The sequence below is a fragment of the Micromonospora sp. DSM 43699 genome, from assembly GCF_055517075.1.
In genome coordinates this window covers 1-12,149 of sequence record NZ_JBTMMT010000113.1, presented here as the reverse complement: position 1 = coordinate 12,149, position 12,149 = coordinate 1, and the positions used below count along the sequence as shown (strand labels likewise).

Annotated in this window: 12 protein-coding genes; 5 read left to right on the top strand and 7 right to left on the bottom strand. The window is 73.2% G+C overall.

The window, feature by feature from the left end:
• Positions 1–7 precede the first annotated feature (7 nt).
• From AC0AIB_RS30215 to AC0AIB_RS30205, 3 genes are all read right to left on the bottom strand, one after another.
• Positions 8–1,027, bottom strand: coding sequence for a threonine aldolase family protein (locus tag AC0AIB_RS30215; protein WP_328348712.1), 1,020 nt, complete (start codon positions 1,025–1,027; stop codon positions 8–10).
• A gap of 94 nt (positions 1,028–1,121) precedes the next feature.
• The gene (locus AC0AIB_RS30210) at positions 1,122–2,528 is read right to left on the bottom strand and encodes a class II 3-deoxy-7-phosphoheptulonate synthase (RefSeq protein WP_328344333.1); all 1,407 of its coding nucleotides are present in this window, start codon (positions 2,526–2,528) and stop codon (positions 1,122–1,124) included.
• 68 nt (positions 2,529–2,596) lie between these two features.
• Positions 2,597–3,073 (bottom strand): hypothetical protein, encoded by a 477-nt coding sequence (locus tag AC0AIB_RS30205; protein WP_328344331.1) that lies wholly within the window; start codon positions 3,071–3,073, stop codon positions 2,597–2,599.
• A gap of 168 nt (positions 3,074–3,241) precedes the next feature.
• On the opposite strand from AC0AIB_RS30205, the gene AC0AIB_RS30200 reads away from it, so the two are divergent.
• On the top strand, positions 3,242–4,237 hold the full coding sequence (locus tag AC0AIB_RS30200; RefSeq protein WP_328344329.1) for an AraC-like ligand-binding domain-containing protein: 996 nt from the start codon (positions 3,242–3,244) through the stop codon (positions 4,235–4,237).
• A gap of 77 nt (positions 4,238–4,314) precedes the next feature.
• Here AC0AIB_RS30200 and AC0AIB_RS30195 read toward each other — a convergent pair whose 3' ends face one another.
• Positions 4,315–5,979, bottom strand: a complete 1,665-nt coding sequence (locus tag AC0AIB_RS30195; RefSeq protein ID WP_465097980.1) for a glycosyl hydrolase family 18 protein — start codon at positions 5,977–5,979, stop codon at positions 4,315–4,317.
• Positions 5,980–6,159: 180 nt separating this feature from the next.
• Between AC0AIB_RS30195 and AC0AIB_RS30190 the strand changes: the two genes are divergently transcribed.
• Positions 6,160–6,648, top strand: coding sequence for a glutathione peroxidase (locus AC0AIB_RS30190; RefSeq protein WP_465097979.1), 489 nt, complete (start codon positions 6,160–6,162; stop codon positions 6,646–6,648).
• Between the two features lie 617 nt (positions 6,649–7,265).
• Here AC0AIB_RS30190 and AC0AIB_RS30185 read toward each other — a convergent pair.
• From AC0AIB_RS30185 to AC0AIB_RS30175, 3 genes are all read right to left on the bottom strand, one after another.
• Entirely contained in the window at positions 7,266–8,069 is an 804-nt protein-coding gene (locus tag AC0AIB_RS30185; RefSeq protein WP_328344323.1) for an SGNH/GDSL hydrolase family protein, read from the bottom strand.
• 90 nt (positions 8,070–8,159) lie between these two features.
• A complete protein-coding gene (locus AC0AIB_RS30180; RefSeq protein ID WP_328344321.1) occupies positions 8,160–8,723 on the bottom strand; it encodes a GNAT family N-acetyltransferase in 564 nt (187 codons plus the stop codon).
• Between the two features lie 3 nt (positions 8,724–8,726).
• Entirely contained in the window at positions 8,727–9,221 is a 495-nt protein-coding gene (locus AC0AIB_RS30175; protein WP_328344319.1) for a GNAT family N-acetyltransferase, read from the bottom strand.
• A 163-nt stretch (positions 9,222–9,384) separates the two neighbouring features.
• Here AC0AIB_RS30175 and AC0AIB_RS30170 point away from each other — a divergent pair, with 163 nt between their 5' ends.
• Genes AC0AIB_RS30170 through AC0AIB_RS30160 form a run of 3 tightly spaced genes read left to right on the top strand, consistent with a single transcriptional unit; the run spans position 9,385 to position 12,001 of the window.
• Entirely contained in the window at positions 9,385–10,248 is an 864-nt protein-coding gene (locus AC0AIB_RS30170; protein ID WP_328344317.1) for a DUF4397 domain-containing protein, read from the top strand.
• Positions 10,245–11,024, top strand: coding sequence for a class F sortase (locus AC0AIB_RS30165; RefSeq protein ID WP_328344315.1), 780 nt, complete (start codon positions 10,245–10,247; stop codon positions 11,022–11,024). Before AC0AIB_RS30170 ends, AC0AIB_RS30165 begins: the two co-directional genes overlap by 4 nt.
• A 29-nt stretch (positions 11,025–11,053) precedes the next feature.
• On the top strand, positions 11,054–12,001 hold the full coding sequence (locus AC0AIB_RS30160) for a threonine ammonia-lyase (protein ID WP_328344313.1): 948 nt from the start codon (positions 11,054–11,056) through the stop codon (positions 11,999–12,001).
• Positions 12,002–12,149 lie beyond the last annotated feature (148 nt).

The following is a 12,149-nucleotide window of genomic DNA, read 5'->3' as shown; positions in this document are numbered from 1 at the left end:
GGTGGGTTCAGGGGGTCAGGAGGTGGGGGAGGATCTTGGTGGCGTGGTCGATGGCGGCGTCGTCGACGTCGAGGTGGGTGACCAGGCGGGCGGTACGCGGGCCGAGCACCGACAGCAGCACCCCCTCCGCGCGGGCGGCGGTCGCCAGGGCACGGGCGTCGAGCCGGTGCCCGGTCAGGTCCAGCGGGACGATGTTCGTACGCACCGGCCCGGCCAGCACCCCGGACGGGGCGATGGCCTCGGCGAGCCGGGCGGCGCGGGCGTGGTCGTCGGCGAGCCGGTCGAGGTGGTGGGTCAGGGCGTACCGGCCGGCGGCGGCGAGCACCCCGACCTGCCGCATCCCGCCACCCATCCGCTTACGCAGGACGCGGGCCCGGGTGATCTGCTCGGCGCTGCCGACGACCAGCGAGCCGACCGGTGCGCCGAGGCCCTTGGAGAGGCAGACCGACAGGGTGTCGAAGAGCGCGCCGTACTCGTGCAGCGGCACACCGTCGGCGACGTGCGCGTGCCAGATCCGGGCGCCGTCGCAGTGCAGGGCGAGGCCGGCGGCGTCGGCGACCCGGCGCAGTTCCCGCAGGGTCGCCAGCGGGATGACCCCGCCACCGCCACGGTTGTGGGTCTGCTCGACGGCGATCGCCCGGGTCGGCACCGCGAAGTAACCGTCCGGCCGGATCATCCCGGCCACCACGTCCGGGTCGACGGCCGCGCCGAGGGCCGGCCAGGTCCGCGAGGAGATCGCGCCGTACGCCGCCGCCGCGCCGACCTCGTACGTCACCACGTGCGCGTCGGCGTCGCAGAGCAGTTCGTCGCCGGGTGGGACGACCAGTTGCAGGGCGATCTGGTTGGCCATCGAGCCGGTCGGGGCGAAGAGGGCCGCCTCGTGCCCGAAGAGCGCGGCGACCTCGGCCTCCAACGCGTTGACCGTCGGGTCCTCGCCGTAGACGTCGTCACCGACCTCGGCGGCGGCCATCGCCGCCCGCATCCCGGCGGTCGGCCGGGTCACCGTGTCGGAGCGCAGGTCCACCACCGGGCCCGGGTCGCCGAGGTGCCCACCCTCCCGTCGGTCGGCAGGCGCCGTGCCCCGCCCTCCCGTCGGGTCACCGGCCGGGCCGCTCGGGCGGTCAGCCACGCAGCATCTCCGCCACCAGGAAGGCCAGTTCCAGCGACTGTTGGGTGTTCAGCCGCGGGTCACAGGCGGTCTCGTACCGGCCGGGCAGGTCGAGGTCCTCGATGCCCTGGGCGCCGCCGAGGCACTCGGTGACGTCCTCGCCGGTCAGCTCGACGTGGATGCCCCCGGGGTGGGTCTCCAGACCCCGGTGCACCTCGAAGTAGCCGAGCACCTCGTCGACGATCCGGTCGAAGTGCCGGGTCTTGTAGCCGTTGGAGGACTCGTGGGTGTTGCCGTGCATCGGGTCGCACTGCCACACCACCTTCGCCCCGGCCGCGGTGACCTTGGCGACGATCGGCGGCAGCGCGTCACGGACCTTGTGGTTGCCCATCCGGCTGATCAGGGTGAGCCGGCCCGGGATGTTCTCCGGGTTGAGCTTCTCGCACAGCTCGATCGCCTCGTCCGGGCTGGTGGTCGGGCCGAGCTTCACGCCGATCGGGTTGGCGATCCGGGAGATGTAGTCGATGTGCGCGCCGTCGAGCTGCCTGGTCCGTTCGCCGATCCAGAGGAAGTGCCCGGACAGCCCGTACGCCCGGCGGTCGGAGACCCGGGTGAGCGCCCGGTCGTACTCCAGGGCCAGCGCCTCGTGCGAGCAGTAGAGGGTGACCGTACGCAGCGCGTCGTCCTCGGTCATCCCGCAGGCCCGGATGAACGCGATGGCCCGGTCGATCTCCCGGGCGATCGCCTCGTAGCGCTCCCCCGCCGGGGAGTTCTTCACGAAGCCCTTGTTCCAGTCGTGCACCGCGTGCAGGTCGGCCAGCCCACCCGCCAGGTAGGCGCGGAGCATGTTCATCGCGGCGGCCGAGTTCGCGTACGCCCGGATCATGCGCTGCGGGTCGGCGACCCGGGCGGTCGGGTCGGCCTCCAGCGCGTTGATCATGTCGCCCCGGTAGGCCGGCAGGCCCCGGGCATCGGTGGGCAGCGACCGGGGCTTGGTGTACTGGCCGGCGACCCGGGCCACCTTGACCACCGGCAGGGACGCGCCGTAGGTGAGCACGATCGCCATCTGGAGCAGGGTGCGGGCGTTGGCCAGCAGGTGGCTCTCGGTGTTGTCGGCGAAGGTCTCGGCGCAGTCACCACCCTGGAGCAGGAACGCCTTGCCCTCGCAGACCAGGGCGAGCTTGCGGCGGAGCTGGTCGACCTCGTAGGGGGCGACCACCGAGGGCACGGTGTCGAGCACCTTGCACACCTCGGCGACCTGGGCCGGGTCGGACCACGGCGGGATCTGCTGACGGGGCAGCTCACGCCACCTGTCGAGACCGAGGGCGGCGTCCTCGGCCGAGTCGACGGTGGGGCGGCTGGTCTGCAGCCCGGGGCTGCTCACGGCGGGGTAGCTCAGCTGATGCCACTCATGGCGCATGAGGGAAAGCGTACGGCGACGGTCCGAGTGCTGCGGCGGCGAGGGGCGCGGTTCCGGCAGTTGGGAGCTCAGGGGGTGACCGACGGCTCCGGGGTGTGCCCACCGGGCTCCTCGCCCGCGATGCACCAGTCCGCGCCGTCCCTGGTGACGGTGAACAGCAGCGGTCGGGTGGCCTTCTTCGCCCCCACCGAAACGGTCACCGTGGTGCTGACCTCCTGACCCCGGGTGCCGGTCCGGATGTCGGTGATCGTCGCATCGGGCACCTGGAAGTGGTCGGCGAAGTCGCCGTTCGGCCCGGTCGCGGCGGCGTCGAAACCCGCCTGCATCGTCGCGCAGAGCTGGTTACGGCCGGCGGCCGGGTCCTTGGCCGCCATCGCGTCGAGGTACGCCTGGACCCGCTCGCGGGCCTTGGCGGACGCCTCCTGGGCGGGTGCCCGCTCGGGCTGACCGTCGGCCTCCCCGTCCCCACCCAGACCGCAGCCGAGCAGGGCGAACGGCAGCAGGACCAGCGGTACGACGCCGGCGGTGCGGAACCTCGATCCCATGCGTCCTCCCCCGGGTGCGGATGTCGACCGGTTGCCGAGCGGCGAGTGTGTCACACCGCACCGGCCAGGTGGCAACCCGTCACGGCCGCGGCGGCCCTGTCGCGTCGCCCTCCCGCCTGCCGGTGACTGCGATCCTGTGGTTACCGTAACGACCTCGACCGATGGGAGGTGGCGGTCATCCTCGCCGTGGCGTCGATCGACACCGCCGGGTTTCCGCCGGCCGACCGGTTCGCCTTCTGGCAGGACCTGGTCGCCCGGGAGTCGGCGGCGGCCCGGATCAGCAGCGACCACGCGGCCGACTTCCCCGCCGCGGCCCGGGTCGTCGAGCTGGGGGTGGTCCGGCTCGGCGTCTGGCGGTACCCGTCGCTGGAGATGCGCCGCACACACCCGCTGATCCGCAGCACCGACCCGGAGTTGTACCAGCTCGCCCTGCCGCTGTCCGGGCACGGCAGGGCGTTCCAGGGGCGACGGGACGGGCCACTCGACCCGTCCGGGTTCACCCTGGTCGACACGGTCCGGCCGCACGGCTCCGCGCACCGACCGGACGCCGCCGACAGGTCGGGGCCGTTGCAGACGGTGACCGCGCTGGTGCCGCACGGGGCGCTGCACCTGCCGGCCGGCCGGGTCGAGGAACTGCTTGCCGTACGGATCCCGGCCGGCACCGGGATGGGCGTGCTGCTGGCCCAGTTCCTGCGGCAGGTCGTCGAGCATCCCGAGCAGTACGCCCCGACCGACGCGCCCCGACTGGACCGGATCGCCCTGGACCTGATCACCGGCACCCTGGCCGGACGCCTCGACCTGACCGCGACGCTGCCGACCGAGGTACGGGCGACCGGCCTGCGGGCCCGGATCGAGGCGTTCGTCTCCCGACACCTCGACGACCCCGAGCTGACCCCGGCCGCGGTGGCCGAGGCGCACCACCTGTCGCTACGGTCCCTGCACCGGCTCTTCGAGCCCTCCGGCAGCACCGTGGCGGCCCTGATCCGGACCCGTCGGCTGGAACGGTGCCACCGGGACCTCGCCGACCCGGCCCTGGCCCATCTGGGCATACACGAGATCGCCGTCCGGTGCGGATTCCGTGACCGGGCCCACTTCAGCCGCGCGTTCCGGGCTGACTTCGGCCTCTCCCCCCGCGAGCACCGGGCCCGGTCGGCCGGACGCTGACCTGCCCGGACATTGCGGGCGGGGAGGGACCGGTGTGGTCCCTCCCCGCCCGTGTGGGTGGTGCGTCGGCGCTCGGCTCAGCCGAGGCCGCCCTTGATGGCGCCGATCAGCTCACCGTTGCCGGTGTCACCGGAGAGCTCCCAGAAGAAGGCGCCACCGAGGCCCTGGTTCTTCGCGTAGGTCATCTTGCCGCCGATGGTGGCCGGCGTGTCGTAGCTCCACCAGTTGCTGCCGCACTTGGCGTACGCCGTCCCGGCGATGATGCTGGTGGCCGGGCAGGTGTTCTTGAGGACCTTGTAGTCCTCGATGCCCGCTTCGTAGGTGCCGGGGGCGGCGCCGGTGGCGGTGCCGCCCGGGGCGGCCTGGGTCACCCCGGTCCAGCCCCGACCATAGAAGCCGATGCCGAGCAACAGCTTGTTGGCCGGCACCCCCTTGGACTTGAGCTTCTGGATCGCCGCGTCGGAGTTGAAGCCCTGCTGCGGAATCCCGGTGTACGAGGTGAGCGGCGAGTGCGGGGCGGTGGGTCCCTGGGCGTTGAACGCGCCGAAGTAGTCGTAGGTCATCGGCATCAGCCAGTTGAGGTTGCCCACCGCACCGGCGTAGTCGGTGGCGTCGATCTTGCCGCCGTTGCTGCCGTCGGCGGTGATCGCGGCGGTGACCAGGGCGGACGAGCCGAACCTGGTACGCAGCGCGCCGATCACGTTCTTGAAGGCGTTCGGGCCGCTGCTGTCACAGCTCAGACCGCAGGCGTTGGGGTACTCCCAGTCGATGTCGATGCCGTCGAAGACGTCCGCCCAGCGCGGGTCCTCGACCAGGTTGTAGCAGCTGTCGGCGAACGCGGCCGGGTTCTGCGCGGCCTGGGTGAAGCCGCCCGACCAGGTCCAACCGCCGAAGGACCAGATCACCTTCAGGTGCGGGTACATCTTCTTGAGCTTGCGCAGCTGGTTGAAGCTGCCACGCAGCGGCTGGTCCCAGGTGTCGGCGACGCCGTCCACGCTGTCCGCCGCGGTGTACGCCTTGTCGTAGTCGGCGTAGCTGTCCCCGATCGTGCACCGGCCGCCTGTGGTGTTGCCGAAGGCGTACAGGATGTGGGTGAGCTTGGCGGCGGAGCCGCTGGTGGCGATGTTCTTGACGTGGTAGTTGCGGCCGTAGACGCCCCACTCGGCGAAGTAGCCGACGACCTTCTTGTCCCCGCTGGGCGGGGTGGTGGGCGGCGGGGTCGTCGCCGGCGGGGTGGTCGGCGGTGCCGTAGTCGGCGGTGCCGTGGTGGGCGGGGTCGTCGTGGGCGGGGTCGTCGTGGGCGGCGCGGTCGTCGGCGGCTTCGTGGTGGTGGGCGGGGTGCCCCCGCCGCACGACGCGCCGTTGATCGTGCAGTTCAGCGGCGCCTTGTACGGCCCGGTGCCGTTGTAGCCCCAGCTGAAGCTGGCTCCCGGGCCGAGCGGCCCGGCCCAGCTCTTCTTCACCGCCACGTAGTGATTGCCGCTGCTGGTGACGTCGGCGTCCCAGAAGCTGCTGATGGTGGTGCCGGCCGGCAGGTCGAACTCGATCCGCCAGGTGCTGACGCTGGCGCTGGAGCCGTTGGCGACGGTGACCCGGCCCTCGTGGCCGGTCCCCCAGTCCTGGGCCGAGGCGAATGTCGCGGTGACGCTTCCGGCGCCGAACGCCGAGGTCACCGGTACCGCCGCAACGGTCAGCGCGACGACCGCGCCAGCCCAGAGGGCGCGGCGGAGGGATCTCTTCATGGGGCGCCTCCTCAAACAGTTAGGAAACTTTCCAGATCGGTTGGGGAGACGCTACTCACACCGTCATCACTTCGTCAAGATGCGCATCCGTCGATTCGCTGCCCGGGGTGAGCAGGGCGGTTCGGGCGGTTCGGGGTCGGGGTGGCCCGGGTGGCGCGCACGGGCGCGTAGCCTCGCGGCATGACCGTCTTCGACATCGAGATCGACGCGCTGACCGGCGGATCCGCCGACCTGGCCGGTTACCGGGGCCGGGCGCTGCTGGTCGTCAACGTGGCCTCCCGCTGCGGCCTCACCCCGCAGTACGCCGCCCTCCAGGAGCTGTCCACCGGGTATGCCGACCGGGGTCTGGTGGTGCTCGGCGTGCCGTGCAACCAGTTCGCCGGGCAGGAACCCGGCACGGCCGCCGCGATCGACGAGTTCTGCCAGGTCAACTACGGGGTCACCTTCCCGCTGACCGAGAAGGTCGACGTCAACGGCCCGGCCCGGCACCCGCTCTACGCGGCACTTGTCGACACCCCCGACGCCGAGGGACACACCGGGGACGTCCGGTGGAACTTCGAGAAGTTCCTGGTCGCCCCGGACGGCACGGTCGCCGGCCGGTTCGCACCGACGGTCACCCCGGACTCGGCCGAGCTGCGCACCGCGATCGACAAGGTCCTGCCAGCCTGAGAGCCAGGACGCGGGAGTAGGTCACCCGACCCTCAGCCCGCCCGGCGCGCAACCACCGTCAGGAAACACTGGCACCCGATACCCACCGATGTCTCCTCGGGCCCTTTCGAGCTGATGACGTTAGCGAGTCACCCCTCCGACAGGGATCGTGAGTCGCTAACGTCATCAGCTCCAAAGCACCCGGACAGGCATACCGGCCTCGCCGTGTACCAGCCGGCCGCGTCCCCCCGAAGCGCCCGACCGGCGCAAGAAAGCCGACCAACGCTAAGGGGCCGACCGGCGGGAACCGGCCGACCGGCGGGAACCGGCCGACCGGCGGGAACCGGCCGACCGGCGGGAACCGGCCGACCGGCGGGAACCGGCCGACCGGCGGGAACCGGCCGACCGGCGGGAACCGGCCGACCGGCGGGAATCGGCCGACCGGCGGGAATCGGCCGACCGGCGGGAAGAGCCCCAGGGGAAAGGCCGACCGGGAGGAAGAAGCGGACCAGCGGAGAGAAGGCGACCCCGCCCTGGCCCGACGGTCCCCGATCAGGCCAGGGCCGCGCCGACCCGGGGACAGGTCGACACGGCCATGGGGCACCGGACCAGCCCGCCACGAACCAGCCCGCTGCGGATCAGCCCGCTGCGGAACGGAAGACCGGGTAGTAGCCGCCGGACTGACCGGCCGCCGTCGGGTGGTAGGACACGCCGATGTTGACGAAGTTCAGCGCGTGCAGCCACTTCTCGCCGTAGCTGCACAGTTGGTGACCGACGAAGATGGACCGGACGTCGGCGAAGGTGAAGCCGGCCGAGGTGGCGGCGGTGCGGGTGATGTCGTCCACCAGGTTGATGCCCTCGTTGATCTTCGTGCGGGAGGTCGCGGTGAGCCCCACGCAGACCGTGCCGAGCTGGTAGAAGACCGGGTAGCCGACGACCACCACCCGGGCCGACGGCGCGCGGGACCTGATCCCGTTGTAGACGGCCGCCAGCTTGGCGGGCAGCTCCGCGCGGGCCTTGTTCTCGGCGGCCTGCACGGCCGCGACGCACTGGGCCTCCCCCTGGAGCACGCAGGTCGTCATGATCGACGAGAAGCCGACGTCGTTGCCGCCGATGGTGACGCTGACCAGGGTGGTGGTCGAGGTCAGTGCGGAGAGCTGATTGTTGACCACGTCCGTGGTGGTGGCCCCGGAGCAGGCGACCGACTTGTACGAGGCGGGCTTGACGGTGGTGTTGTACAGCGCCGGGTAGGCGTTGGTGCTGCGCTGGCAGGCGCCGCTCTCGGAGGTGTAACTGTCGGCACCGACGCCGGAGGCGTAGGAGTCACCGAGGGCCACGTAACGGTCGGTGGGGGCCGCCTGGGCGGGCACCGCCACGCCGAGGGTCACGCCGATGGATGCCGCGAGACTCACGGCAAGGGACACGAGACGGGATCTCCGCACGTCGCACTCCTGGGGGCTGGAAGTGGTGGTGTGAGATAGATATCACTCGATGAAGAGTTTGGGAAGGCCATCGATATGGAACAGGGGTCGTCAGGGGGTCTGCGACCCGTCCGTCGACGACCACTGCCCGGCCAGCACCGCCCAGATCTCGACGTCGACCCGGCCCGCCGGACCCGGTGCGACCTCGCGCAGGGTGCCCTCGTGCCGCATCCCGAGCCGGCGGGCCACCGCGGCGCTACGGACGTTGCCGACGCTGGTCCGCCATTCGACCCGGTGGATGCCGCGTTCCCGGATCGCCCAGTCCACGATCCGGGTCGCCGCCCGGGTCACCAGGCCCCGCCCCTCGGCGGCCGGTTCCAGCCAGCAACCCGCCTCGGCTAGCCCGGACGCCGTGTCGAAGGACACGAACATCACCCCGCCGACCAGGGTGCCGTCGGCCCAGATCCCCCAGATGCCACCGGCGTCGGCCGCCCACTTCTCGGCGTACCGGCGCAGCACCCGGCGGGCCGAGTCCAGGTCGGTGGCCACGAAGGACGCCCCGACCCAGGGGGCGATGTGCTCGCGGGCCCGGTCCAGATGGGTCAGGAACTCCTGCGCGTGCCACGGCGAGAGCGGGCGCAGCTCGGCGTCCCCGGTCAGCGGCAGCGCGAACACCGGTCAGCCCCTCCTGCTCGACACCGGCAGGCTCAACCGCAGCGTCGGCAAGGAGGTGGGCACGAAGCCCAGCGACCGGTAGAGCGGTTCGCCCGCAGCCGAGGCCCGCAGGTCGACCTTGCCGACCCCGCGCTGCCGGTACCAGTCCAGCAGCGCCTCCAGGCAGGCCCGGGAGTAGCCGCGCCGGCGGTGCGCCGGCTCGGTGACCACGTTGAAGACGTACCCGGTCAGGCCGTCGGGGTTGCCGGGGCCGCCGAGGCGCTGCTCGATGGTCCCGGTCGCGCAGGCCGCCAGCACACCCGGCCGGCGCGGGTCGTCGACCACGAAGACCGCCATCAGGTCGGCCGGTTCGGCCAGCCGCCGGTGCAGCACCTCCCGGGCGGCCTGCTGCCAGGGGCCCGGCGCGGGAGCCATCGCGTCGATGTCGGCCAGCATCACCCCACGCAGGCGGACGATCTCGCCGGCGTCGGCCACCACGGCGCGTCGAACGTTGATCACGAACGGACGGTACCGGATACTCCGCACGGGACACCCGCCGAGACACGCTGATCGGAAACGGTGGGACACGGAGTTGTCCGACTTGCCATCCAGTCCCGCTCACGGGACGCTGTGGGTCGGCACCGACACCAGATTGGCACCGACACACCACCTCGGAGGCGAGATGCCCCAGCTCCGTACCGCGCCGCGCCGGCTGCTCGCCGCCACCGGCACCCTCCTGCTCGGCACCGCATCGGCCGCCATCGGCGTCGCGCCCGCCACCGCGGCGACCGGCGACGTCGGTTACGTCCGGCTCGCCCACCTCTCCCCCGACACCCCGGCCGTGGACGTCTACCTCTCCGCCCCCGGCAACGGGGCGCCACAGGTCTTCCCCGCCGTCGGCTACGGCGTCGTCTCCCGCTACCTGCCCCTGGCCGCCGGCCGGTACGCGGTGGCGATGCGGCAGGCCGGCGCACCGGCCAGCGAGCCGCCGGTGCTCACCACCGAGGTGGCGGTCGACGCGGGTGAGGCGTACACGGTGGCCGGGGTGGGTCGTTACGCCGACCTCGGCCTGCGGGTCCTCGCCGACGACCTCAGCGCCCCGGCAGCCGGGCAGGCGAAGGTGCGGGTCGTCCAGGCCTCCGTGCGGGCCCCGGTGGTCGACGTGACGGCCGACGACGGCCCGACCGTCGCCGAGGCCGTCCGGTTCGCCACCACCACCGCCTACCGGCAGGTGGAGCCGGGCCGCTGGCGGCTGCGCCTCGGCGGTGGCAGCGGCCCGACCACCGACGCCGAGGTGACCCTCGCCGGTGGGCGGGTCTACTCGCTGCTGGTGCTCGACGGCAAGCGGGGCGGGCTCACCACCGAGCTGCGCGAGGACGCCCGCGACGGCGGGGTCGCCCCGGCCGGTGGCGTGCCGGCGGGTGCCGGCGGGCTGGCCGCAGGCGGGCTCGGGGCGTACCCGATGGTGGCCGGCGGGCTGCTCGCGGGGGCCGTGGTGGTGGGCACGACGGTGCTGGTGCGGCGTCGGCGGCGACCGGTCTGGTGACCAGGCCCGGCTTCGCGATCCGGCGGCACCGCGCCCGGCGGGGGTCGTCCGCCGCCCTGGTCGCGGTCGGCGCGGCGCTCTGCCTGGCCGCGGGCACCGGCGTCGGCCTGGCCACCGACACCCGCCTCGGCCTCACCACCGCCCCCGGCCCGGCCGCCACCCCCGGCCCAGACTCCGACGCCGGCCCAGACTCCGACGCCGGCCCGGCGGACGGCTCCGCCCGGCCGGTGGGCCCGGCCGGTGACTGGCGGCCCGGCTGCGCGGCCGGTTGCGCCACCGGTGCCGGCGCGCTGCGCGCCGTGCCTGCGCCACCCACCCGGGTACGCGTGGCGCGGATCGACGTCGACTCCACGCTCACCGCGCTCGGCCTGGACCGCGCCGGCACCCTGGTCCCACCGGCGGACTTCACCCGGGCCGGCTGGTACGGCGGCGGCCCGGCACCGGGCGACCCGGGGCCGGCGGTGATCGCCGGTCACCTGGACTCCCGACGTGGCCCGGCCGTCTTCGCCCGCCTCGGCGAGTTGCGCCCCGGCGACCGGATCGAGGTGTGGCGGGGCGCGCGCCGGGTGACGTTCCGGGTCACCGGCACGCTGCGTACCCCCAAGGACGCCTTCCCCACCGCCACCGTGTACGGCCCGACGCCCGGCCCCGAGCTGCGGCTGATCACCTGCGGTGGTGACTTCGACCGGCGGGTCGGGCACTACCGGGACAACGTGGTGGTCTTCGCCGTCGCCGACCCGCCGGCCGACCCCGTCCCCCGCTCCGCCGCCGACTGACCCCCAACCCGGGCGGCTAGGCTCCGGCGATGCGACTGACCAGCGTGGACGACGTCCTGGCCGCCGAGCGCCGGCTCGCCGGGCGGATCGTCCGGACCCCTCTGCTGCCCTGCCCGCAGCTCGGCGACGAGTTCGGACTGGACGTCGCGGTGAAGGCGGAGAATCTCCAGCACACCGGCAGCTTCAAGGTCCGGGGCGCGCTGAACGCGCTGCTCGCCCTGGCCGAACGGCAGGCGACCCCGGCCGGGCTGACCGCCTTCTCGGCCGGCAACCACGCCATGGCGGTGGCCTTCGCCGGTCGTACCTTCGGCCTGCCCACCGTCGTCTGCATGCCCCCGCACGCGGTGCCCACCAAGATCGAGGCGGTCCGCCGGTGGGGTGGCGAGGTGGTGCTCACCGACGACCTGCTCGCCACCTGTCAGACGATCACCGCCGAGCGCGGCTACCACCTGCTGCCGCCGTTCGACGACCCGGACGTCATCGCCGGTCAGGCCACCCTGGGCCGGGAACTGCTGGCCGACGGCCCACCGCCGGGCCTGGTACTGGTCCCGGTCGGCGGTGGCGGGCTGATCAGCGGGGTGGCAGCTGCCGTCCGGGCTGCTGCCCCGACGGCCCGGATCGTCGGCGTCGAGCCGGCCACCGCCAACGTCGTCGGCCACGCGCTGCGCACCGACGGCGACGGCCCGGCGACCCGACCGGTCTCGATGGCCGACGGGCTGGCCGCCCCGTTCGCCGGCCGGCTCACCCTGGCCCACGTCCGGGACCTGGTCGACGACATGGTGGAGGTCACCGAGGCGGACATCCGGGCCGCCTGGTGGGATCTGATGGCGGCCACCCGGCTGCTGCTCGAACCGGCGGCGGCGGTCACCCTCGCCGCGCTGCGCACCGGGCGGGTGACCGCCGCCCCGGGCGCCCGGACGATCCTGGTCCTCAGCGGCGGCAACGTCTCCCCCACCATGCTGGCCACCCTCGCCTGACCGCCCTGCCCCCACCCCCACCCATGGCCTGACCGACCCCGCCCTGACCGACCCCGCCCTGACCCGGCAGGGCTCCGACTGCGCGCGATCTTGGAGTTCTGGTGCCCGTTGCATCCCCATATCGCATGCTTTGCTCCCACCATAACTC